Source organism: Kitasatospora sp. NPDC101235 (assembly GCF_044767505.1).
Taxonomy (GTDB): domain Bacteria; phylum Actinomycetota; class Actinomycetes; order Streptomycetales; family Streptomycetaceae; genus Kitasatospora.
Genome location: NZ_JBIWNZ010000022.1, coordinates 84,902 through 106,326, shown reverse-complemented (window position 1 = coordinate 106,326; position 21,425 = coordinate 84,902). Strand labels below are relative to the sequence as shown.

At 74.1% G+C, this 21,425-nt stretch carries 20 protein-coding genes; 7 read left to right on the top strand and 13 right to left on the bottom strand.

Features of this window, described 5'->3' with window-relative positions; genetic code table 11:
• The first annotated feature begins 137 nt into the window (after positions 1 to 137).
• Positions 138 to 1,352, top strand: a complete 1,215-nt coding sequence (locus ACIRRH_RS30470; RefSeq protein ID WP_403073790.1) for a serine hydrolase domain-containing protein — start codon at positions 138 to 140, stop codon at positions 1,350 to 1,352.
• Between the two features lie 106 nt (positions 1,353 to 1,458).
• Positions 1,459 to 1,986, top strand: coding sequence for a hypothetical protein (locus tag ACIRRH_RS30465; RefSeq protein WP_403073788.1), 528 nt, complete (start codon positions 1,459 to 1,461; stop codon positions 1,984 to 1,986).
• A 201-nt stretch (positions 1,987 to 2,187) separates the two neighbouring features.
• On the opposite strand, the gene ACIRRH_RS30460 is transcribed toward ACIRRH_RS30465, so the two are convergent.
• On the bottom strand, positions 2,188 to 2,802 hold the full coding sequence (locus ACIRRH_RS30460) for a TetR/AcrR family transcriptional regulator (protein WP_403073786.1): 615 nt from the start codon (positions 2,800 to 2,802) through the stop codon (positions 2,188 to 2,190).
• A 101-nt stretch (positions 2,803 to 2,903) separates the two neighbouring features.
• On the opposite strand from ACIRRH_RS30460, the gene ACIRRH_RS30455 reads away from it, so the two are divergent.
• Positions 2,904 to 3,647, top strand: a complete 744-nt coding sequence (locus tag ACIRRH_RS30455) for an SDR family oxidoreductase (protein ID WP_403073785.1) — start codon at positions 2,904 to 2,906, stop codon at positions 3,645 to 3,647.
• A gap of 88 nt (positions 3,648 to 3,735) precedes the next feature.
• Here ACIRRH_RS30455 and ACIRRH_RS30450 read toward each other — a convergent pair whose 3' ends face one another.
• Together ACIRRH_RS30450 and ACIRRH_RS30445 are read right to left on the bottom strand one after the other, a co-directional pair.
• The gene (locus ACIRRH_RS30450; RefSeq protein ID WP_403073783.1) at positions 3,736 to 5,247 is read right to left on the bottom strand and encodes a carbohydrate binding domain-containing protein; all 1,512 of its coding nucleotides are present in this window, start codon (positions 5,245 to 5,247) and stop codon (positions 3,736 to 3,738) included.
• A 214-nt stretch (positions 5,248 to 5,461) separates the two neighbouring features.
• The gene (locus ACIRRH_RS30445; protein WP_403073781.1) at positions 5,462 to 6,058 is read right to left on the bottom strand and encodes a choice-of-anchor C family protein; all 597 of its coding nucleotides are present in this window, start codon (positions 6,056 to 6,058) and stop codon (positions 5,462 to 5,464) included.
• Positions 6,059 to 6,500: 442 nt separating this feature from the next.
• On the opposite strand from ACIRRH_RS30445, the gene ACIRRH_RS30440 reads away from it, so the two are divergent.
• On the top strand, positions 6,501 to 7,454 hold the full coding sequence (locus tag ACIRRH_RS30440; RefSeq protein WP_403073779.1) for an aldo/keto reductase: 954 nt from the start codon (positions 6,501 to 6,503) through the stop codon (positions 7,452 to 7,454).
• A gap of 16 nt (positions 7,455 to 7,470) precedes the next feature.
• Here ACIRRH_RS30440 and ACIRRH_RS30435 read toward each other — a convergent pair whose 3' ends face one another.
• The 4 genes from ACIRRH_RS30435 to ACIRRH_RS30420 all read right to left on the bottom strand — a co-directional run bounded on the left by ACIRRH_RS30435 (position 7,471) and on the right by ACIRRH_RS30420 (position 11,869).
• Positions 7,471 to 8,073 (bottom strand): GNAT family N-acetyltransferase, encoded by a 603-nt coding sequence (locus ACIRRH_RS30435; RefSeq protein WP_403073777.1) that lies wholly within the window; start codon positions 8,071 to 8,073, stop codon positions 7,471 to 7,473.
• Positions 8,074 to 8,156: 83 nt separating this feature from the next.
• Positions 8,157 to 8,840, bottom strand: a complete 684-nt coding sequence (locus ACIRRH_RS30430) for a nitroreductase family protein (protein WP_403073775.1) — start codon at positions 8,838 to 8,840, stop codon at positions 8,157 to 8,159.
• A 68-nt stretch (positions 8,841 to 8,908) separates the two neighbouring features.
• Complete coding sequence (locus tag ACIRRH_RS30425) at positions 8,909 to 10,546, bottom strand: ABC-F family ATP-binding cassette domain-containing protein (RefSeq protein WP_403073773.1); 1,638 nt, start codon at positions 10,544 to 10,546, stop codon at positions 8,909 to 8,911.
• A gap of 99 nt (positions 10,547 to 10,645) precedes the next feature.
• Positions 10,646 to 11,869, bottom strand: coding sequence for a hypothetical protein (locus ACIRRH_RS30420; protein WP_403073771.1), 1,224 nt, complete (start codon positions 11,867 to 11,869; stop codon positions 10,646 to 10,648).
• 516 nt (positions 11,870 to 12,385) lie between these two features.
• Between ACIRRH_RS30420 and ACIRRH_RS30415 the strand changes: the two genes are divergently transcribed.
• A complete protein-coding gene (locus ACIRRH_RS30415) occupies positions 12,386 to 13,999 on the top strand; it encodes an ABC-F family ATP-binding cassette domain-containing protein (protein WP_403073769.1) in 1,614 nt (537 codons plus the stop codon).
• Between the two features lie 3 nt (positions 14,000 to 14,002).
• On the opposite strand, the gene ACIRRH_RS30410 is transcribed toward ACIRRH_RS30415, so the two are convergent.
• Positions 14,003 to 15,433, bottom strand: coding sequence for a S41 family peptidase (locus tag ACIRRH_RS30410; RefSeq protein ID WP_403073767.1), 1,431 nt, complete (start codon positions 15,431 to 15,433; stop codon positions 14,003 to 14,005).
• A gap of 242 nt (positions 15,434 to 15,675) precedes the next feature.
• Between ACIRRH_RS30410 and ACIRRH_RS30405 the strand changes: the two genes are divergently transcribed.
• Positions 15,676 to 15,888, top strand: a complete 213-nt coding sequence (locus tag ACIRRH_RS30405) for a hypothetical protein (RefSeq protein ID WP_224280451.1) — start codon at positions 15,676 to 15,678, stop codon at positions 15,886 to 15,888.
• Positions 15,889 to 15,922: 34 nt separating this feature from the next.
• Complete coding sequence (locus tag ACIRRH_RS30400) at positions 15,923 to 16,297, top strand: toxin Doc (protein WP_403073765.1); 375 nt, start codon at positions 15,923 to 15,925, stop codon at positions 16,295 to 16,297.
• Positions 16,298 to 16,482: 185 nt separating this feature from the next.
• On the opposite strand, the gene ACIRRH_RS30395 is transcribed toward ACIRRH_RS30400, so the two are convergent.
• The 5 genes from ACIRRH_RS30395 to ACIRRH_RS30375 form a co-directional block, all read right to left on the bottom strand.
• A complete protein-coding gene (locus tag ACIRRH_RS30395) occupies positions 16,483 to 17,178 on the bottom strand; it encodes a response regulator (protein ID WP_403073898.1) in 696 nt (231 codons plus the stop codon).
• A 32-nt stretch (positions 17,179 to 17,210) separates the two neighbouring features.
• Positions 17,211 to 18,479, bottom strand: a complete 1,269-nt coding sequence (locus tag ACIRRH_RS30390; protein ID WP_403073763.1) for a sensor histidine kinase — start codon at positions 18,477 to 18,479, stop codon at positions 17,211 to 17,213.
• On the bottom strand, positions 18,476 to 19,459 hold the full coding sequence (locus tag ACIRRH_RS30385) for a hypothetical protein (RefSeq protein WP_403073761.1): 984 nt from the start codon (positions 19,457 to 19,459) through the stop codon (positions 18,476 to 18,478). Before ACIRRH_RS30385 ends, ACIRRH_RS30390 begins: the two co-directional genes overlap by 4 nt.
• Before the next feature lie 81 nt (positions 19,460 to 19,540).
• Entirely contained in the window at positions 19,541 to 20,095 is a 555-nt protein-coding gene (locus ACIRRH_RS30380) for a GNAT family N-acetyltransferase (protein WP_403073759.1), read from the bottom strand.
• A 79-nt stretch (positions 20,096 to 20,174) separates the two neighbouring features.
• Positions 20,175 to 21,254, bottom strand: coding sequence for a hypothetical protein (locus ACIRRH_RS30375; RefSeq protein WP_403073757.1), 1,080 nt, complete (start codon positions 21,252 to 21,254; stop codon positions 20,175 to 20,177).
• Positions 21,255 to 21,425 lie beyond the last annotated feature (171 nt).

Genomic DNA, 21,425 nt, shown 5'->3' with positions numbered 1-21,425 from the left:
GGGCGGGGGGGGGGGGGGGGGGGGGGCGCCGGCCGCCCCCCCCCCCCCCCGGGGGGGGGGGCCCCCCCCCCCCCCCGCGGGGGGGGGGGGCCCCCCCCCCCCCCCCCCCCCCCACGACCAGTCTGGAGCCGGACCACGTGAACGCGCACACGAACCGCACCCGTTGGACCGTCCTGGCCGGCGGCGCCCTGGCGGCCGTACTGACGGCCGGGGTGGGCACGCCCGCCCTCGCCGCGGCGCCCTCCGCCACCCCCGCCGCCGCACCGTCGACCAGTCCGTCCGCACTGCCGCCGCTGGACCCGGCGGCGATCCGTTCCGCCCTCACCCGGCGGCCCGCCGCCGACGTCTCCGCCGGGTTCGTACGGGTCACCGGCTCCGCGGGGAGGTTCGAGGGCAGCTCGGCGGAGGCCGGGACGGCGGTGGACCCGCACGGCAGGTTCCGGATCGGGTCGATCTCGAAGGTCTTCACCGCCACCGTCGTCCTCCAGCTCGCCGCCGAGGGCCGGATCGACCTCGACGGCAGCGTCCGGCAGTACCTCCCGGACTTCCCCTTCCCGTCGGTCACGGTGGGGCAGCTGCTCGACCACACCAGCGGGCTGCCCGGCGGCTCCAACAGGTTCTGGGGCGACGGCACCACCGGCTGGTTCGCCGAGCACCGGCTCGAAGCGCCCGCCCCGCAGGAGATCGTCGCCACGATGGCCGGCCAGCCGTTGGCCTTCGACCCCGGCACCGCCCAGCAGTACAACGGCATGAACACCTTCGTCGCCGGGCTGGTCGTCGAGAAGGCCACCGGCCACCGCTACGCCGACGAGCTGCGCGACCGGATCATCCGCCCGCTCGGCCTGCGCGACACCTCCCTCCCGGACGCCGGTGACCCGCAGCTGCGGCACCCGGCGACCCGCCCGTACCTGACCGTCCCCGACGCCGGCGGCGGCTCGCACCGGGCGGACGTGACCGAGCAGAGCCCGTGGCCCTGGGCCGAGGGCGGCATGATCTCCAGCGCCCCCGACCTGGACCGCTTCATGACCGCGCTGTTCCGGGGCCGCCTCCTCCCGCGGGCCCAGCAGGAGAAGCTCTTCACCGTCCCGGACGTGCCCGTCGCCCCGGGCAGCAGCCACTGCCCGGACGGCACGGCGTGCATGAGCATGGGCCTCGAACGCCTCGCGGCCGGCGGCATCGTGGCCTGGGGCAAGACGGGTTCCCGGCCCGGCTCCACCAGCGGCGTCTTCGCCACCCGCGACCTCGCCCGCACGGTCGTGTACTCGGTCGACCCGACCGCGCTCACCGGCGCCGAGAGCCAGTACGCCCTCGGGCTGCTGACGTCCTCCTTCGGCCTGGGGGCCAAGGGCTGACGGTCCGTCTCGGCCACGGGGATGACGGGCGGTTGGCTCGTACGGGGGAGGCGATGGGGCCGCACGGTGGACGTGGGGCGGGGGTGGTGTCCGCGAGGGTGGACGCATGCTGAAGAACATCCCGGTGGGCGACACCGAGCGCCCCGTTCCCCGGTGGGCCCTGCGGCTCGCCAAGGCCCTCCCGTTCATCGTGCTGCCGCACTGCCTGTGGCGGCTGCCGTTCGCGTTCGACTTCCGGATGGGCACCGTCGAGCCGAACGCCCCGGCCTTCGTCTGGTGGGCCACCCCGTACGTGATCGGCCTGAGCGTGCTCACCGAGGCGCTGACGATCCTGACCCTGGGGCTGGTCAGCGGCTGGGGAGAGGTGTTCCCGCGCTGGGTGCCCGTTCTGCGCGGGCGCCGGGTGCCGCCGCTCGCGGCGGTCGTCCCGGCCGTGCTCGGGGGTCTGGTCCTGGTGGCCCTCTTCGACGGCATGCCCCTCGCCTGGCTGGGGGTGTTCGAGGAAGTCGGCTACAGCAACGGCTGGTGGATGGTCCTGGGGCGGATCTGCACCTCGACGGCGATCTTCTGGGGCCCGGCCACCCTCGCGCTCGCCTGGGCCTACCACCGCCGTCGGCGCTCGGGCGCCGCGTGAGTCCGTCCCCTCCGTGGGGGGGGGGGGCCGCGCGCGCGCCCCGGCGCCCCCCCCCGCGGGGGGGGGGGGCGGGGGGGGCGGGGCCCCCGCCCCGGGCGGGGGGGGGGGGCCCGCCCCCCCCCCCCCCCCCCCCCCCCCACGGAGGGGTGTGCTCGGTGGCTGCCGTCGCACTCCGCGAGGGTGGAGAAGGCGCGTACAGGGCTAGCGGGCGCCGTTGCCCGTGGTCAGCGAGTCGGCGAGCCGCTCCGCGGTGTCCGCGTCGAGCGCGCCGTGCCCGAGCAGGAAGCGGTACCAGAAGACCCCGTAGACCTGGTCCGCGATGAGGTCCAGGTCGGCGTCCCCGGCCAGCTCGCCGCGCTCGCGTCCCTTGGCGAGGAGTTCGCGCAGCGCGGTGCGGCGGGCGGCGGTGAAGCTCCGCATCAGCTCGGCGAGGTGCGGGTCGCGGGCGGCCTCGCGGGCGACGGTGCGCAGCGCGGAGGCGGTGGTGTCACGCCCGGCCGCCTCGAAGGTGGTGGCGATGAAGGCCCGCAGGTCAGTGCGCAGGTCGCCGGTGCCGGGGCCGTGGACGTCCTGGTCGGCGCGGTCGGTGAGGGCGTCGAGCAGCACGGCGCCCTTGGAGGGCCACCAGCGGTAGACGGTCTGCTTGCCGACGCCGGCCGTGCGGGCGATGGCGTCGATGGTGACGGGTGTGCCGTCGGACTCGGCGAGCAGGCGCAGCGCGGCGTCGAGGATCGCCCGGTGAGCGGCCTCGTTGCGGCGGCGTCCGGTGTGCGGGCGTACGGCCGGGGCGGCCTCGGCGCCCTTGGTCTCGCTCATCGTGTTCCCTCTCCTCCTGCCCCCGCTTGACAAGACTAACAGTCTCGACAACCATCGTTGCCGGAACCAGCGGTCTCGACAATTCGAAGGGCCCCACCACCATGAGCACTGCGTCAAACCTCTTCGCCGGACAGCGCGTCGTCGTGATGGGCGGCAGCTCGGGCATCGGCGAGGCGGCCGCCGCCGCCTTCGCCGCGGACGGCGCCGAGGTCGTGGTGACCGGCCGCGACCGCGACCGGCTGGACGCCGCCGTCGCCCGGATCGGCGGCAAGACCACCGGTCACCAGCTGGACGCGGCCGACCCGGCCGCCCTCGCCGACTTCTTCGCCACGGCCGGCGCCGTGGACCACCTGGTCGTCGCGGTCAGCGGCGCGGCCGGCTCCGGCCCCTTCGCCCGGCTCGACCTGGCCGACCTCGCGACCGGCTTCGACGCCAAGTTCTGGCCGCAGGTGCGCGTTCTCCAGGCTGCGCTGCCGCACCTGCGCGAGGACGGCTCGGTCACCCTGATCACCGCCGCCTCGGCCCGTGCCGCCATCCCCGGCACCGCCGGACTGGCCGCCATCAACGGTGCCCTGGAGGCGATGGTCCCTCCGCTGGCCGTCGAGCTCGCCCCGCTGCGGGTCAACGCCGTCTCGCCCGGCGTGATCGACACCCCGTGGTGGGACCGCGTCCCGGCCGAGCAGCGGGCCGCGCTGTTCGAGGGCCTTGCCGCCACCACCCCGGTCGGCCGGGTCGGCCGCGCGGAGGACGTCGCCCGGGCGATCCACATGCTGGCGGCCAACACCTTCGTGACGGGTGTGGTGTTCGACTGCACCGGCGGGGCCAACCTGCCCACCGGTCGCTGAACCGGGCACCGTCACAGGTCACCCCTATGGTTCGACCGTGAACGCGCCGGTGGCCCCTGGCCCTCCGGCGCCTCGGCCGCTTGCCTGATCAGCCCACGTACTGGCCGAGGATCTTCGCGAACTCGTACGGCTGCTGAGGGATGTTGGTGCACGTGGACAGCGAGCCGCCGGTGCAGGCGTTGGCGTCCCGGGTGGCGTCCCAGAAGGAGAGCATCCCGAGGTGGTTCTGCCGGGCGAAGGCCACCAGCTGCTGGGCGTCGGCCTGGTTGTAGACCTGGTGGTCGTCGTTCTCGCCGATCATCGGGGTGACGCCGGCCATGGCCCACAGTTGGGCGTCGGTCTTCGCCGGGTGGAGCGCCTTGAGCTGTCCGAACAGCGATTGCGCGGCCTGCACGGCGGCGTCGCCGTAGTCGGCCCCGCTCCGGTAGTAGTCCATCGCCATGATGTTGACCAGGTCGACGGTCACCCCGGCGTCCCGGGCGGACTTGACGATGGCGACGCCCTCGGCGGTCAGGCCCTCGGGCAGGACGGGCAGGGTGAAGGAGACCCGGAGGCCCGGGTGGGCCTGCTGGAGCTTGGCGAGCGCGGCGGAGCGGCGGTCGTCGGCGGCGGTGTCGGCGATGGCCGCGCCCTCGATGTCGAAGTCGACGTAGCGCAGGTCGTAGGCCTTCACCACGGCGTCGTACTCGGCGAACAGCGAGTCCACCGTGGTGCAGGCGGCCGCGAGTTCGGTGCCCGCGGCGCCGCCGAAGGAGACCTTGACGTCGCCGCCGGCCGCGCGCAGCGCGTCCACCTGGTCCTTGGCCCAGGCGGTGCGCGGGTCGTAGGCGTTGAACCAGCTGGCCTTGCAGCCGACGCCGGTGACGAAGCCCATCGTGTAGCCCTTGAGGCCGCCGGCCTTGGCCAGGTCGGGCATCGACGGGGTGGGCCAGGCGCCCATGTCGATGTACGGGGCGACCGGGAGGGCGACGTTCGGCGCCGGGGTGCCCGGGCCGCCGGTGGGCGTGCCGGTCGGGCTCGGCGGGGTCGAACTCGGCGGCGGGGTGGTCGGGTTGCCGCCGCCGGGGCCGGTCAGGGCGATGTCGTCGGCGAGGTAGCCACCCTGCCCGTACCAGCCGTGCAGGTACACGGTGACGCTGGTGGTGGCCGGTCCGGTGGTGAAACCGGTGGACAGCTGCTGCCAGTCGGCACCGCCGGCGGTCCAGGTGGCCGGGTCGGTGAGGCCGCTGCCGGTGGCGCCGAGGTAGACGTACTGGCCCTGCACCCAGGCGCTGAGGGTGTACTTGGTGTTGGGCTGGACGCTGACGGTCTGGCCGCACTGCGCGGTGTCGCTCGCGCTCACCGCCCCCTTGAGTGCGTACGTCCCGCTGTGCGCACCGGAGTTGACCACGCTGCCGGTCCCGGCGGAACAGCTCCAGGGGCTGATCGCGCCGCCCTCCAGGCCGCCGTTGGCGAGCAGGTTGCCGTCGGCGGCACCCGCGTTCCCGGCGAGGACGGCCAGGCCGCCGGCGGCCAGCGCGGTGGCGGCGGCGAGGCTCAGCAGGGTGGTCCGGCGGGCGGGGCGGCGGTGGGTGGGGGCGTGCTGGGGCGCGCTGGGCATGGGGGTGCCTCTCGGGACGTGGTGGCCGCCCGCGCCGCGAGGGGGGAGGCACGGGGCGGGCGGCGGCCTGGGGTGGTCCGGTGCGGGGGAGCGCGGTGCTGAGCATCAAACTGGACTAGACCAGCTGTGCACGTCAAGCACTTCCCGGGCCCGGACGCCTCACCGAGGGCAGGGTTTAGGAACGGTTAAGCAGCGGCGGGCGGCCGCCGGACGGTCAGCTGCAACAGGCCTTGCACTCCTTGACCTGCACGTCGTCGATCACCGGCCCGTACGCCCCGGCCACGGTGCTGGTGAAGCCCAGCGTGGTCGTGGAGTTCTGTGCGACGAAGGTGAACTGCCGCCCCACGTAACCCATTGCGGCGCTCGTCTTGCCGGTGACGTCGAAGGTGAAGGCCTGGAAGTCCTGGCCGTCGATCCGGGCCACGCCGGTCCGCACCGCGGGCCCGCCCGCCGGGTTGCCGGCCAGCGCGTACGTCACCGTGTAGGTGGTGCCGGGCACGGTGGCGAAGGTCTGGGCGATGCTGCCGCTGTTGTTGCCGTTGAGGTCCAGCGACTGGTCGCCCTCGGCGGCCTGCCAGAAGCCCGCGCCGATCAGGTCGACGGTGCCCGCGGTGACCCGCCAGGGGCCGAGGGCCTGGCCGGCGGACAGGGTGCTGAAGGCGTTCGCCGGGGCCTTGGGGGTCTCGAAGCTGCCGTCGTCGAAGCGGCTGGCCGCGCGCTGCCCGCCGGCGGCCTGCGCCGGGACGGTGAGCGCGGTGGCGGTGGCCGCGAGCAGGGCGACGGCGGCGATGCGGGTGCGCGAGAGCGGCATGGGGTCCCCACTTTCCATGGTGGCCGGCCGCGGTGGTCGGCTGCGCACAGAGCGTCGACCGTCGCGGCGGGCCCTGCCAAGGCCGGACCGGTGGCGCCCGGTGGTGCGGGGGTTCGTGAGTCGGGCTCTTGCGCGCCGGTTTGACGGATGGTCACCTGTGATGGCCCGGTGGGAGTCCTGGGGGCGGGCAACGTGGAGTTGACGGCCCGGGGCTTCGTACCCGGTGGTGAGACCGCAAGCGCGCGCCCCGTTCGCACCCCTACGGCGGGCCGATGACCATACAAGCCGGCTTCGATGGCGGGCGGTTTCCGGGAGTGGATCCGAAGGGACTTGACCTTGAGTGCACTCCAAGGTGAAAGCTGAAGGCGTTGACCACGCACCACCACGCGAACCACTGCGGCAACCACCACGGAAGCCGCGGAACCCAGATGGGAGCACCGTCATGCGCAACGCCTCGTTCGGTACCAGCGGCCCCGAGATCGGCGTCATCGGTCTCGGCTGCATGGGCATGACCTGGGCCTACGACGTACGGAACCGGGACGACGAGAACTCGGTCCGGGTGATCCGGCAGGCCCTGGACCTCGGCGTCGGCCTGATCGACACCGCCGACATGTACGGCCCGTACACCAACGAGGAGGTGGTCGGCGCCGCGCTGGCCGGCCCGTACCGGGAGCGCGCCTTCCTGGCCACCAAGGTGGGCATCGTGCCGGGCGGCGGGGGCCAGCAGGAGCGCAACGGCCGGCCCGAGCACGTGCGCCGCTCGATCGACGAGAGCCTGCGCCGGCTGGGCACCGACCACGTCGACCTCTACCAGCTGCACCGGGTCGACCCGGACGTCCCGATCGAGGAGACCTGGGGCGCGTTCGCCGAGGTCGTCGCGGCGGGCAAGGCCCGGAGCATCGGGCTCTCCGAGGCGACGCTGGAGGAGATCAAGCGGGCGCAGGCCGTGCACCCGGTGGCCTCGGTGCAGTCCGAGCTGTCGCTGTGGACCCGGGACGTGCTGGCCGAGGTGCTGCCGTACACCGAGGAGCAGGGCATCGCCTTCCTGCCGTTCTCGCCGCTCGGCCGCGGCTTCCTGACCGGCGGCATCACGTCCTTCGACGAGCTGCCCGCCGACGACTTCCGCCGCCGGCTGCCGCGCTTCCAGCAGGACGCGCTGAAGGCCAACCTGGAGCTGGTCGGGGCGGTCGGGGCGGTCGCCGAGCGGATCGGCGCGAGCCCTGCGCAGGTCGCGCTGGCCTGGGTGCTGGCGCAGGGCCGGTACGTCTTCCCGATCCCGGGCACCAGGACGCCGCGCTACCTCGTGGACAACGTGAGCGCGGCCGGGATCGAGCTCTCGGCGGCGGACCTGGCCGAGCTGGACGCGCTGCCGGCCGCGACCGGCGAGCGCTACTGACGGTGCGGTGGCGGAGTCAGCGCTCCATCACCCACACCAGCTGCCGTCCGGTCTCGCCCGGCGCCCGGGCGGCGGCCTCGGCGATCCGGTCCAGCCGGTAGCCGAGCTTGCGCGGGACGGCCGCGCTGGCGCCGTTCGCCTGGTCGCAGCGGATCTCCACCCGGGTGATGCCGGGCAGCGCCAGCGCGGCCTCGGTCAGCGCCCCGGCCGCGGCGGTGGCGATGCCGCGGCCGACGTGCCGGGCGGCGACCCAGTAGCCGATCTCCAGCGCGCCCGGGCCGATCCGGCCGTGCAGGCCGAAGGCGCCGATCACGCCGCCGGGTTCGGTGTCCAGGCCGGCCAGGTACATGAACTCGGTGCCGGCCTCCCAGGCGGCGGCGCCGGCCCGGGTCAGCTCGGCGGTCTGCGCCCGGGAGGGGGCCTCGGCCGCCCACTCCATCCAGGGCCGCAGGTGGTCCAGGTTGGCGTGGACGGCGCGGTTCAGTGCCGCCGTGTGGGTGCTGCGGCGGCGTCGCAGCCAGAGGCCGCCGGGCAGCCGCAGCCGTTCCGGCGGCCGCCCGGCGGTCACCTCCACCGCGGGCGGGGTGAGACCGCGGGACCGTGGCTGTGCTTGGCTCATGACCGCGATTATGTCCTTGGCCGGGACCTGTCACCATCCGATATCCCTCCGGCGGCGGGCGCGCCCGGCCGTGCCCCGGCGCGTCAGAGCCGGACCATCACCTCGTCGAGCTCCTTGCGCCGCAGGTCCGGCACACGCGCCCCCTCGGCCGGGTAGCCGACCGGGATCACGTACGCGGCGCGCTCCTCCGCCGGACGGTCGCACACCTCGTTGAGGAACTTCATCGGGCTCGGGGTGTGGGTGAGCGTGGCCAGCCCGGCCTGGTGCAGCGTGGCCAGCAGCAGCCCGACCGCGATCCCCACCGACTCCTTGGTGTAGTACGGGCGCGGCGAGTCGGGGCCCTTGTGCACCTCGAACACCACGATCACGGCCGGCGCGTCCTCCAGGAACGGCTTGCGCCAGTCGGTGCCGATCGGGGCGAGCGCGGCCAGCCACTCCGCCGAGGCCCGGTGGCCGTAGAACTCGCGCTCCTCGGCCTCGGCCGCCTCGCGCAGCCGCCGCTTGCGCTCCGGGTCGGTGATCACCACGAACCGCCAGGGCTGGACGTGCGCGCCGCTGGGCGCGGTGCTCGCCGTCCGGACCGCCCACTCGACGACCCCGTCCGGGATCGGGCGGGTGGAGTAGTCGCGGACGGTCCGGCGCTGCGCCATCACGTCGTGGAAGGACCTGCTGCGGGCCTCGGCCTCGTGGGCGGGCACCGTCATGGGGGTGAGCGGGACGGTCGGGTGGGACGTCCCCGCCACGGCGCTGTCTGTGCTGTCAACCATGGCGGACAGCACAGCACATGACGGGCCCTCCGGGAAGAGGTAGAGACCAATCGCCGGTCGGCGGAGGGCTACAGCTCGTGCGCCCGCCCGTCCCGGACCTCGATCCGCCGGTTCACCGCCACCGTGTCCAGCATCCGCCGGTCGTGGGTGACCAGCAGCAGGGTGCCGGTGTACGAGCCGAGCGCGGACTCCAGCTGCTCGATCGCGGGCAGGTCCAGGTGGTTGGTGGGCTCGTCCAGCACCAGCAGGTTGACCCCGCGGGCCTGCAGCAGCGCCAGCGCGGCCCGGGTGCGCTCGCCGGGGGAGAGGGTGCCGGCCGGGCGCAGCACGTGCACCGCCTTGAGGCCGAACTTGGCCAGCAGGGTGCGCACGTCCTCCGGCGAGAGCTCCGGAACGGCGGCGGCGAAGGCCTCCACCAGCGGCTCCTCGCCGAGGAACAGTCCGCGCGCCTGGTCCACCTCGCCGACCACCACGCCGGAGCCCAGCGAGGCGCTGCCGCCGTCGAGTTCGAGCCGGCCGAGCAGGGCCGCCAGCAGCGTGGACTTGCCCGCGCCGTTGGCGCCGGTGATGGCGACCCGGTCGGCCCAGTCGATCTGGAGGTCCACCGGGCCGAAGGCGAAGTCGCCGCGCCGGGCGCTCGCCCCGCGCAGGGTGGCGACCACCGAGCCGGAGCGCGGCGCGGTGGCGATCTCCATCCGCAGCTCCCACTCCTTGCGCGGCTCCTCGACCACCTCCAGCCGCTCGATCATCCGTTGGGTCTGCCGGGCCTTGGAGGCCTGCTTCTCGGTGGACTCGGCACGCATCGCGCGCCCGATCTTGTCGTTGTCGGAGGACTTGCGGCGGGCGTTGCGCACGCCGTGCTCCATCCAGCCGCGCTGCATCCGCGCCCGGGCCTCCAGCGAGGACTTGGTGTCGGCGTACTCGTCGTACTCCTCGCGGGCGTGCCGGCGGGCCACCGCCCGCTCCTCCAGGTACGCCTCGTAGCCGCCGCCGTACAGGTTGACCTGCTGCTGGTGGAGGTCCAGCTCCAGCACCTTGGTCACGGTGCGGGCCAGGAACTCGCGGTCGTGGCTGATCAGCACGGTGCCCGCGCGCAGGCCCTTGACGAAGGACTCCAGCCGCTCCAGGCCGTCCAGGTCGAGGTCGTTGGTGGGCTCGTCGAGCAGGAAGACGTCGTAGCGGGAGAGCAGCAGCGAGGCGAGGCCGGCCCGGGCGGCCTGGCCGCCGGACAGGGCGGTCATCGGCAGGTCCAGCGAGACCTTCAGCCCGAGCGAGTCGGCGACCTCCTCGGCGCGCTCCTCCAGGTCGGCGCCGCCGAGGTCCAGCCAGCGCTCCAGGCCGGCGGCGTACGCGTCGTCGGCGCCCGCCCGGCCCTCGACCAGGCCCTCGGTGGCCTCGTCCAGCGCGGCCTGCGCGGCCGCCACACCGGTGCGGCGGGCCAGGAAGTCGCGCACCGACTCGCCCTCGCGCCGCTCCGGCTCCTGCGGCAGGTGGCCGACGTTGGCGCTCGCCGGGCTGAGCCGCAGCGAGCCGCCCTCGGGGGCGTCCAGGCCGGCCAGCAGCCGCAGCAGGGTCGACTTGCCGGCGCCGTTCACGCCGACCAGGCCGATCACGTCGCCGGGGGCGACCACCAGGTCCAGGCCGGAGAAGAGGGTGCGTTCGCCGTGGCCGGCGCTGAGGTCCTTGACTACGAGTGTCGCGCTCATGATGGGCCGATTGTAGGAGGAGCGGCCCGGTCGGCGGAAAAAGCGGGGCCGCGGCTGCCTCAGCCGCGGCCCCGGGACCACCTGTGGATCACCTGTGGATCACTTGGCCTTCTTCGAGAAGTACTCGAACATGTGCTGGGCCACGTCCTCCAGGTACGGACCGGCCTCGTAGGTGTTCGCGCCGTTGCCGATGGAGGTGTCGCTGACCAGGGCCGGCTTGCCGTCCTTGGTCGCGTACCAGCCGCCGCCGCTGCTGCCGCCGGTCATGTTGCAGCCGATCAGCAGCATCGCCGGGCGGCTCGGGTCGCCGGTCTTCTGGGACGGCTTGCCGCCGTCGCAGTGCTCCAGCTCCACGCCGTCGAAGGGCTTGCCCTCCGGGAAGCCGTAGTTGCTGACGGCGCCGACCTGGTCACGCGGGGCGTTGAACCAGAGCGGGACGGAGCCGCCGACGGTCTCCTCCAGCGACTTGCCGCCCGGGTTGGGGTTGGCGACCTTGATGATGCCGAAGTCGTACTGGCTCCACGGACCGCCCTTCTCCGGGTCGGCCTCGGCGGTCCACTGCGGCGAGACCATGCCGGAGGTGGCGGTCCACTCGCCGTACGGCTCGGCGTCCTCCAGCTTGGCCTGCTTGTTGCCGTTGCTCAGCACGCCGTTGCTGTTGAAGGCCGGGGCGAAGGTGATGTCGGTGTAGTACTTGTTGCCCTTGCCGCCGTGCAGGCAGTGGCTGGCGGTCCACACCAGGTTGCTCTTGCCCGGGTTGGCCGGGTCGGACACGACGGTGCCGGAGCACACGTAGTCCTCGTTGCCGTCCTTGAAGAAGATCTTGCCGTTGACGTGCATGTTCTTCGGGAACGGGTGCGCCACGGGCTTGGCCGGGACCATGGCGGGCAGCTGGTCCGCGCCGCCCGGCTGGGCGGCGGTGGGCTTCGCGGTGGGCTGGCCGGTGGCGGGCGCGCTGGTGGCCGGCGCGGCGCCGGTGGGCTGCGCCGGCGGCTGGGACGCGTCCGGGGCGGGCTGCGGCAGCGGCTTCGGCTTGGCCTCCAGCAGCTTCTGCAGGGTCCAGTAGCCCTTGACGGCCGGGGTGATGACGTTCGCCTGGGCCCACTTGTCCCAGTCCTCGAGCTTCCAGGTCTTCAGCTCCTCGAGCGTCGGAAGCTTGATCGGAGCCGCGCCCGGCTTGCCGGAGGCGTCGGCCGTGACGCCGGGAGCCGCGGTCACGGCCGGGTCGGCGTTGTCGGGGCCGCACGCGGTGGCGACCACCATGGTCAGCGCGGCGACGGAGGCGCCCAGGACGGCACGGCCGGGCCGGGATATCGGTGACATGAGTTCAAATCCCCCTGTTGACTACCGCCATGCGACCCGTTCCCCGGGTGCGGCCCCACTCGGCCGCAGGCATGGCAGGTGAGGAGTCTGCCATGCGGCCGGGGAACTCCCGACATCCGCCCCGGACCGGGACGGGGCTGTCACCGGACCGGGACGAGGCCGTCACCGGATCGGCACGGGATCGGCACCGGGCCTCCGCCGCGGCGGCCGGGGGGCTCGGCGGGCCCGGTGCCCGGTAAATCGGTTGCACGCCTCGTACGGGCTGCCTACCGTGGTCCGGGTCATCAGCCAGACAAGGAGAAGGCCGTTGCTCTACTGAGGTCCCGGGACACCGCCCCCGCCGCGCAGGCCCTGCTGCCGTTGCGCGGTGCGCGAGTGTGCGACCTCAGTCACGGCCCGTGGCGCTCCTCTGCGTGACGCCACCCCTTCGTTCCCTCCGGCCGTGCCCGGTTCCGCACCCGCGGTGTCTCCCCGTGTTGCTCACCACCCCTTCGGCAACCATCCCGGGAGGCCTGTATGGCACACCAACCCACCACCACCGCCGTCCTCTGCACCGAGCTCTCGTTCGAGTGGCCCGACGGCAAGCCCGTCCTGGACGGCTTCCAGCTCGCCGTCGGCCCCGGCCGCACCGGCCTGATCGGGCTCAACGGCGCCGGCAAGTCCACCCTGATGCGGCTGATCGCCGGCGAGCTCACCCCCACCGGCGGCACCGTCCGGGTCGACGGCGAACTCGGCTACCTTCCGCAGGGACTGACGCTCGACACGACCCTGCGGGTGGACGAGGCGCTCGGCATCCGCGGCGCCCGCGAGGCCCTGCACGCCATCGAGTCCGGCGACACCGACCAGCGCCACTTCGACGCGATCGGCGACGACTGGGACGTCGAGGAGCGCGCCCGCGCCACCCTCGACCGGCTCGGCCTGCACCGCCTCGGCCTCGACCGCACCACCGGCGAACTCTCCGGTGGCGAGGCGGTGCTGCTGCGGCTGGCCGCCCTGCTGATGGCCCGCCCCGACGTCCTGCTGCTCGACGAGCCCACCAACAACCTCGACCGGGCCGCCCGCGAGCGGCTCTACGAGACGGTGGCCGGCTGGAACGGCGTGATGCTGATCGTCAGCCACGACCGCGAACTGCTCCGGCACGTCGACCAGATCGCCGACCTGCGGGACGGCGAAGTCACCTGGTACGGCGGCAACTTCGAGGACTACGAACGCACCCTCGCGGCCCAGCAGGAGACGGCCGAGCGGCTGCTGCGCAACGCCGAGGCCGACGTCCAGCGCCAGAAGCGGGACTTGGCCGACGCCCGCGTCCGGCTGGACCGCAGCGCCGCGTACGGCAAGAAGCGCTCGGTCACCCGCAACGACCCGCACATCTTCGCCGGGATGCTCAAGCGCAAGGGCCAGGAGACGGCCGGCCGGCTCCAGGGCATGCACACCGAGCGCCTGGAGGAGGCCAAGGCGCGGCTCAGCGCGGCCGAGGAGGCCGTCCGGGACGACGCCGAGATCCGGATCGACCTGCCGCGCACCGCCGTCCCGGCCGGCCGCACCGTGCTCACCCTGGACAAGGTCCGGCTGCCCTACGGCACCACCGCCGACCTCGACCTGCGCGGGCCCGAGCGGATCGCCCTGGTCGGCCGCAACGGCGCCGGCAAGTCCACCCTGCTGCGCACCATCGCGGGCGAACTCGCCCCGCTGGAAGGGGAGGTCATCACCCCGGTGCCGCTGCGGCACCTCCCGCAGCGGCTCGACCTGCTGGACGACGAGCGCTCCGTCGTGGAGAACGTCAAGCTGTTCGCCCCCGCCGCCGGGGACAACGCGGTCCGTGCCCGGCTCGCCCGGTTCCTGTTCCGCGGCGCCCGGGCCGACCAGCCCGCCGCCACCCTCTCCGGCGGCGAGCGGTTCCGCGCGACGCTGGCCGCCCTGCTGCTGGCCGACCCGCCGCCGCAGCTGCTGCTGCTCGACGAGCCGACCAACAACCTGGACCTCGCCAGCGTCCGCCAGCTCACCCAGGCGCTCGCCGCCTACCGGGGCGCGCTGATCGTGGCCAGCCACGACCTGCCGTTCCTACGCGGCCTGGGCCTGACCCGGTGGCTGGAGCTGGACGGCGAACTGCGGGCGGTGGAGCCGATGTAGCGTCTACCGCTGCTGATCCCGGTCGCCGCCCTGCGGACCCTCGGTGAGCATCCGGCGGGCCGTGCTCAGGGCCGAGTCCCTGAGCGCGGCCAGCTCGTCGGGGGTGAACACCGGGGTGCGGACGTTCGGCGGGATGCCAGGTCCGTCGAAGGTGCTGCCGTCCCGGGTGAGGTACTTCTCGTTCGGCAGGCCGACCATCAACTCCGGCGAGAGCGTCCTGATCATCACGTCGGAGAAGACGCCCTGGGTGTTCTCGCCGACCCGGAGCACCTTCGGGGAGCGGCCCATCATGGCCTGGGTGAAGGTCTCCGCCGCGCTGGTGGAGATCGACGAGGTGAGCACCGCCACCGGCCCGGTGAAGTGCCGGCCCGCAGAGGGCCGCACGGTGATCGGCTCGGGCCGGGTGAACTTCGTCGGATCGGCCGGGTCGTTGCGCGCGACCTTCCGGTAGGCGACATAGGGGCGGTCGGTGAGCCGGGCGGCGATGTGAAGCCCGAGCGCGTCCGAGCCGCCGCCGTTCAGCCGCACGTCGACGACCAGGCCGGCGAGGCGGTCCGGGCCGGCCAGCAGGGCGTCCAGCGCCCGGTCCAGTTCGTCGATCTGGTTCTGGTGGCCGCCGTCGGCGTACCTGCCGAAGCTGCTCACCCGGAAGTAGCCGATGTCGCCGGGGAGTCGGCCCACGCCGAGCCGACCGTTGGCGAAGAGCTGCTCCGGGCCGGTGAGCTGGGCGGCCGAGGCCTGTTGGGCCCGGGCGGTCAGCTCCTCGGTCTCCACCGTCGACCCGGGCCGCTGGCCGCCGAAGACCATTTCGGGGTGCCCGTCGACCACCCGGGCCAGTGCGGTGTGCGCGTCGCCGAGTGGGCGGAGCATGTCCACGAAGACGGCCTGCAGCTGGTCGACGGTCGTCGTCGGGGTGATCGTGCGCCGCTTCTCGTCCCGGACGGCGTGCCAGTCGATGCCCTTGGCGGCGAAGAAGGGGTAGTTCTCCTCGAAGTTCTCCCAGAACCGGTCGAAGACGGCGAGCGGGTCGTTCGGAGCCGGCTTGGCACACAGCGGCGGCAGGGCGTCCAGACGGTTGAGCGACTTGCTGCCGACCCCGCCCTCCTCGCGTTCCACGGCCCGGTTCCGGCCCTTGGGGGTGAGCGTCAGGGCGTTGTCGCCCACGCCGTAGCGGGTGGTGCCATCCGCGCCGGGCGCCGCGGTCCGCGTCCCGGTGACCCACCCCGGCACGCAGCTGTGCGCCGTCACGTCGTAGGTGGTGAGCCGGTCCCCGGAGACCGCGATCAGCAGGCCGTAGCCCTCCGTCCGCCAGACCCCCTCCAGCGGGTTCGCCCGCCCTCCCTGGGCCGCGGCCGCCCCCGGTGCCGCCAGCCCCACCGCCGCCGCGAGCGCCACCGCCGCGGCCGCCGCCCTGCCCGTGTTCCTGCGTGTCATCTCCGGCCTCCGCCGAACCCCGGTCTCCCCCGCGGAACCCCTCCGCCACCGCTCCCATCCGACGCTACGGCGAGCCCCACCGTCCGGGCGTCATCCCCCGCGCCGCACCCGCTTCCTCCTCCGGGCTCATCCGGAGCCGGGCGGAATGGTCCCCGGCGCTCTCGACAACAACCGTTTTGACGGTGGGTGAAAATCCGTCACCCATGGCCCCAACTGTCCTTGGCTCCAGTAGCATCGGCAGCATGCCTGCGCTCAACATCGAGTACACGGAGCACGAACTCGCCGCGATCCGCGAGGCCGCCGCCGCGGACGGCAAGACCGTGAAGGCGTACGTCCACGACCTGAGCGTGCGGGAGCAGCAGCGGCGGGTCTTCGTGGACCACGCGGTGGCGTTCTGGAAGGCACACCGGGCCGAGTTCGACGCCGCGTTCCCCGAGGACGCACCCGCGGCGTGACGGGCGGGGGCGCGACGCGATGAGGGGCGGGGGAGTGGCGCTGCTCCACGTCGACCTGCGCTGGCTGCTCGACGTCCAGGAGCTGGCCTCCCCGGAGGACCTCAGCGTGCGGGACTACTCGGCGCTGCAGGCCGCCGTCGCCCGGCACCGGGTGAACACCGCGCAGCTCGGCCACGACGCGGACCCGGCCTGGTGCGCGGCCACCCTGATGCACACCATCGTGCTGCTGCGCCCGCTGCCGGTGCGCAACAACCTGTACGCCTGCATGACGACGGCCGCGTACATGCACGCGGCCGGGGAGGGGATCGACCCGCCGTACGGGGCGCTGGTGGAGCTGGCCAGCGGCATAGCGGAGGGCCGGGCGGACGTGTACGCGGCGGCCGACCGGATCCGCGACTGGCGGATCTGAGGCCGACCGCCGCGGCGGTTCCCCGCGGGGCTGGTCCTGCGGCGCCGGCCGCAGTCCGCCCGCGACCCGCAGTCCGCCCGCGACCCGCAGCCCGCTCGCGACCCGCAGTCCGCCCGCAGCCCGCTCGCGATCCGCGCCCGAGCCGGTCCGGCCCGCCGGGGAGCCACGGCGGGCCGGTGCGGCCGTCAGCCCGGCAGCACGAAGCCCGACTCGTACGCGGCGATGACCGCCTGGGTGCGGTCCCGCGCGCCCAGCTTGGCCAGCACGCTGCCGACGTGCGTCTTCACCGTCTCCTGGCTCACCACCAGCTGCTGCGCGATCTCGCCGTTGTTGAGTCCGGTGGCCATCAGCCGCAGCACCTGCCCCTCCCGTTCGGTCAGCCGCCCGATCGGCCCCCGGTCCGCCGACCCGCTCTCCCGGCGCCGTTCCGTGCCGTGGCGCAGGGCGAGTTCGCGGACGGCCGCCGGGAACAGCAGCGAGTCGCCGCGCGCGACCAGCCGTACCGCCTGCACCATCTCCTCCGCCCGGGCCCGCTTCAGCAGGAACCCGGCGGCGCCGGCGCGCAGCGCGTCGTACACGTGGTCGTCGTGCTCGAAGGTGGTGACCACCAGGATGCGCGGCGGCGCGGCCATCCCGTTGACCAGCTGTTCGGTGGCCCGGATGCCGTCGATGCCGGGCATCCGGACGTCCATCAGCACCACGTCCGGGCGCAGTTCGCGCACCAGCGGGACGACCTCGGCGCCGTCGGCGGCCTCGCCGACCACGGTGAGGTCCGGTTCGCTGTCGATCACCACCCGCAGGCCCAGTCGAACCAGCCGCTCGTCGTCCGCGATCACCACCCGGATGCCGTCGGCACCTCGCTGCACGCCGCCCTGGTCCACGCCTTCGTTCACGCCCTGGCTCACGTCCTCGTTCACGTCGTCCCTCCCACCGGCAGCCAGACGGCCAGCCGCCACGTCGTTCCGTCCTCGCCAGGCCCCGCCGTGCTGCCGCCGTGCAGCGCCGCCGCCCGCTCCCCGATCCCGCGCAGCCCTCGCCCGCCGCCGGGGCGGCTCGGCCGGTCGGGGCCGAGCGGGTTGGTCAGTTCGATCTCCAGCCGGCCGTCGGCCAGCCCGACCCGCAGCTCGGCCGGGGCGCGCCCGGCGTGGCGCAGCACATTGGTCAGGCCCTCCTGCACGATCCGGTACGCCTCGCGGGAGACCGCCTCGGGCAGGCCGGCCAGCCCGGGCGCCAGCTCGGCGTCCACCGCCACCCCGGCGCGACCGAGCTGGCGCAGCAGGTCGTCCAGCCCGGCGAGGGTGGGGCCGGCCGGTTCGGCGGTCTCCGGGTCCTCCTCGCGCAACACCCCGAGCACGGTGTCGAGTTCGGCGACGGCCGCCCGGGCGGTCTCCTCGATCGCCGCGAGCGCCTCGGCGGCGAAGTCCGGGTTGCTGCGCAGCACCCGGGCGGCGGCCGAGGCCTGGATGCCGACGGCGCTGAGCGCGTGCCCGACCGAGTCGTGCAGCTCGCGTGCCAGCCGGTTGCGCTGGGCGAGCACGGTGGCCCGGCGCTCGGCGGCGGCCACCCGCTCCTCCGGGGTCGGGCCGAGCAGGGCGGGCGCCCAACGGGCGAGCAGCGCGCCGCAGACGGCGTTGGTGCCGACGAGCAGCAGCAGCAGGCCGAAGCCGAGGACCGGGCCGGTGGCCAGCCAGGAGGGGAAGTGCCGCTCCCACATCCGGACGAACTCCTCGGTCCCGGAGAAGCCGAGGACCAGCACCACCGCGAACGGCGTGCCGGCGAGGGTCATCCCGGCGACCACCCCGCCGAACAGGACGTGCAGCACGTACCAGAGCGCGGTGCGCCACCTGGCCGCCCAGGAGCGGGCCGGTCCGGTGGCGAGTTCCTCCGGCCGGGCCACCGTGCACAGTGCCCGCGCCGCCGCGCCCTCCAGCCCCCGCACCATCGGCACCAGCGCGGTGACGGCGGCCATCGGCAGCGAGGTGAGCAACGACATGCCGTACAGCAGCAGTTGGCGGCCGGGTGGCTGGTTCGGGTTGAGCGCCCCGAAGAGCACCACCGACAGCATCCAGTACGGCATCAGCAGCGCGCCGCCCAGCACCAGGTGCACCCAGCGCAGCCGGGCCCGCCGTCCGACCGATGCCCCCGCCGCACGCCGCAGTCGACTGCCCACCCCCGTGATCACCCGCGAGACTCTACGGCAGCGGCGGGCCGGCGGGCGCCCCACTCGGTCAGCGCCATCGTCCCGGCGGCCAGCATCAGCAGCCCGGCGACGAACTGCCCGGCCTCCACCAGGACCAGCAGCCCGGGTACCGCGCTCGGCAGGTCCGGCACCGTGGTCGTGGTCCCGAACACGACCAACTGGTAGCCGCCCCAGCCGAACAGCGAGCCGGCGCCCGTCCACGCCACCGCCAACGGCACCCGCAGCCGCCGCCCGGGGCCGACCCGGAACACCAGCACCAGCAGGGCGGCCGCCGCGGCCACCGCCATGGCGGCCGTAACGGTGTCCATGACGGCGATCGACCGGCCGCGGTCGGCGACCCAGCGCGCCGGGAGCCCCACCGCTCCGCCGGCGGCCCAGTACACCCGGGCCGCCGCGACCCCCAGCGCGACCAGGGCGGCGACACCGGCGAAGGCGCGCTGCACGTTGCGGACGGGGGAGTCGGGCAGGTCACCGGTCCGGGCGCGCAGCAGGCCGGCCCAGCGCCGGCGGGCGTAGAGCAGGAAAGCGGTGATCAGCGCGATGCCCTGCACACCGAAGCCGCCGTAGACCAGGCCGAACACCCAGCCCGACACGAACTCGCCGGACCGCTGTTCCGCCGTGCGGTGCTCCGCTCCGAGCAGCAGTGAGCAGAGCAGGTCGATGGGCACCGCGACCAGGATCGTGCCGAGTAGCCCGGTGGCCACCCACATGGGGAAGGCCAGAAGCCCGGCCGGGGCCCGTCGCCCCCACGGCCGGACGAAGGCGAGGGCGAGCGTCAGCGCGATCGCGTCCATGCCGAAGGTGAGCAGGTTGACCAGCCAGAGGTCGTCCAACGCCTGCCCGCTGCGCACGCCCACCTCGGAGCCGGTCAACCAGAGCAGTTTCAGTGTCAGGTAGGGCACCGTGGCGGCCATCGCGATCCCGGCCGCCACCCCCCGCACCACATCGTCCTTGTGCCTCATGCCCCCAGGTTGCCGCCGCGGCCGGGGGTGCCACCTCCGCCCGGGGCGCGATCCCCCTCCCTCCGGCGGGGGATCTCTGGCTCAGGCCGACGCGATGGCCGGGACCATCCGGTGGATCACCCGGCCCTCCTCGTCGGCGCGGCCGTCCGGGTCGGCGACCAACCCGAGCCGCTCGGCGAGCCGGCGCGAGGGCAGGTTGTCGGCCCGGATCAGGGCGATCACCGGGATGCCGGGGTAGCGCGGCAGCGCCTCGGCCATCGCCGCCCGGGCCGCCTCGGCCGCGTACCCCTTCCCCCAGGCGGACGGCCGGAAGCGGTAGTAGAGGTTGAACACCCGCTCCCCGTCCAGGGTGCGCAGGCACAGCCCGGCGAACCCGATGACCGTCCCCGGCTCCTCCCTGGTGGCGACGGCGCAGTACCCCACCCCGTCCCGCACCCAGTCGCCGACGAACCCGTCCAGCATCTCCCGCGCCTGGGCGATCTCCCGCTGCGGCCCGTGCGGGTTGTACCGGTTGGTCTCCGGATCGCCGTGGATCGCGAACACCGCCTCCGCGTCGCTTTCCTGCGGCCGCGTCAGCACCAGCCGCTCGGAGACGGCGACGGTCGTCCGGGCGGTCGGGTCGGTGGTGGTGGTCATGGCGCTTCCCCGTTCCTTGTAATAGATCTACCGCAAGATAGACCATTACCCGAAGCGCCCGCCCGCCCATTTCCGCCCGCTACAGGATCGGCTCGCAGCCGATCGCCTCGCCGCCGGCGGTGAGGAACTGCTTCCAGGCCTCGTCGGAGGTGGAGAACAGGTACCCGAGGTGCCTGATCGTGCCGATCCGGAAGTAGGTGGGCCGACCGTGGCAGGTCACCACGATCTCGTCCCGGGGGAGGGAACCCACCCAGCGGGCTCGGCCGAACGCCGGCGAGGTGTTCCGGTCGGTGGCGTCCGGCCGGAGCCGGGGCTCGGTGGCGATGACGAGGGCGGAGGTGCTCTCGTGTTCGCCCTCAGGCGTGATCTCGCAGGTCCACAGCGGATCGGACCCGGCAGTCACGGCCTCCTTGTAGCGCTTGTCGGGCGCGCGGTAGACGGAGATCCCTGGCAGGCCGCAGACGGCATCGCCGTCGAGCTCCCGTTCGGCGGCGGGCGGGGTCAGTTCGCGCAGGGCGGGCAGTGGCGCCGTGCCACAGCCCCGATGGTCCGCCATGCGGTCGGCCGTCGACACGGCGAGCCGGGCGAGCTTCAGGGCGTCGGGCTCCTTTCCGGAGTACGCGGTGACCTGGGCCCAGAGCCCGTTGGGGCAGCCCCCGGGGAGCAGCGCCCACGCCTCCCTGCCCTGGACGGCGCCGACCGCGCCGCCGTTCGCCGAGGCGGCGAAGGTCCGGGCGCCGGGGGAGATCGGGAGGTGGAAGACGTCCTTACTCTGGTTCAGGGACACCATGAGGCTCCGGTCGTCGCCGAACATCCCGCCGGCCACCGTCACGATGCACGCTGCCGTGCCGCGGCTGACGTCCCCCTCGTACGGCTCCGCGCTGACCTTGCCCGACCCGAGCGCGTCGTTCACCGCCCGTGAGCTCACCACCTCGTCGCACACGCTGTCCGGCCCGAACCTGTTGGTCATGTCGTCCGCCAGGAGCGCCCACCCGCCGATCCCCAGGCCGACCGCCGTCGCCGCCACCGCCAACGCCACGACCCCGGCCCGTACGCGCAGGGCAGGGGTGCTGAACCCCCGCCGGTCGAGCGCCGCGCCGACGCGCCCGGCGAGGCCCGTGGCGGAGTTGTCAGGCTTGTCGTCGTCCTTGGTTTCCACGGTGTGCTGTTCCCTGTGCGCTGCTCGGTCGGTTGGATTCACGTGTGCTCCTGTGGGGGGGCGGGCGGGGGCCCGCCGCCCCCACGCGGTGGTAGAGGATTTGCTCGCAGCCCCTCGCCGTGGGGCCGGCGGGGAGGAACAGCTCACAGGTCGTCTTGGTGTTAGGCACGA

What these genes read in the sequence shown, in the direction of transcription:
- ACIRRH_RS30465 (WP_403073788.1), top strand. Translation starts at nt 1,459, where the DNA reads ATGCTGAAGAACATCCCGGTGGGCGACACCGAGCGCCCCGTTCCCCGG.
- ACIRRH_RS30460 (WP_403073786.1), bottom strand. Translation starts at nt 2,802, where the DNA reads ATGAGCGAGACCAAGGGCGCCGAGGCCGCCCCGGCCGTACGCCCGCAC.
- ACIRRH_RS30455 (WP_403073785.1), top strand. Translation starts at nt 2,904, where the DNA reads ATGAGCACTGCGTCAAACCTCTTCGCCGGACAGCGCGTCGTCGTGATG.
- ACIRRH_RS30450 (WP_403073783.1), bottom strand. Translation starts at nt 5,247, where the DNA reads ATGCCCAGCGCGCCCCAGCACGCCCCCACCCACCGCCGCCCCGCCCGC.
- ACIRRH_RS30445 (WP_403073781.1), bottom strand. Translation starts at nt 6,058, where the DNA reads ATGCCGCTCTCGCGCACCCGCATCGCCGCCGTCGCCCTGCTCGCGGCC.
- ACIRRH_RS30440 (WP_403073779.1), top strand. Translation starts at nt 6,501, where the DNA reads ATGCGCAACGCCTCGTTCGGTACCAGCGGCCCCGAGATCGGCGTCATC.
- ACIRRH_RS30435 (WP_403073777.1), bottom strand. Translation starts at nt 8,073, where the DNA reads ATGAGCCAAGCACAGCCACGGTCCCGCGGTCTCACCCCGCCCGCGGTG.
- ACIRRH_RS30430 (WP_403073775.1), bottom strand. Translation starts at nt 8,840, where the DNA reads ATGGTTGACAGCACAGACAGCGCCGTGGCGGGGACGTCCCACCCGACC.
- ACIRRH_RS30425 (WP_403073773.1), bottom strand. Translation starts at nt 10,546, where the DNA reads ATGAGCGCGACACTCGTAGTCAAGGACCTCAGCGCCGGCCACGGCGAA.
- ACIRRH_RS30420 (WP_403073771.1), bottom strand. Translation starts at nt 11,869, where the DNA reads ATGTCACCGATATCCCGGCCCGGCCGTGCCGTCCTGGGCGCCTCCGTC.
- ACIRRH_RS30415 (WP_403073769.1), top strand. Translation starts at nt 12,386, where the DNA reads ATGGCACACCAACCCACCACCACCGCCGTCCTCTGCACCGAGCTCTCG.
- ACIRRH_RS30410 (WP_403073767.1), bottom strand. Translation starts at nt 15,433, where the DNA reads ATGACACGCAGGAACACGGGCAGGGCGGCGGCCGCGGCGGTGGCGCTC.
- ACIRRH_RS30405 (WP_224280451.1), top strand. Translation starts at nt 15,676, where the DNA reads ATGCCTGCGCTCAACATCGAGTACACGGAGCACGAACTCGCCGCGATC.
- ACIRRH_RS30385 (WP_403073761.1), bottom strand. Translation starts at nt 19,459, where the DNA reads ATGAGGCACAAGGACGATGTGGTGCGGGGGGTGGCGGCCGGGATCGCG.
- ACIRRH_RS30380 (WP_403073759.1), bottom strand. Translation starts at nt 20,095, where the DNA reads ATGACCACCACCACCGACCCGACCGCCCGGACGACCGTCGCCGTCTCC.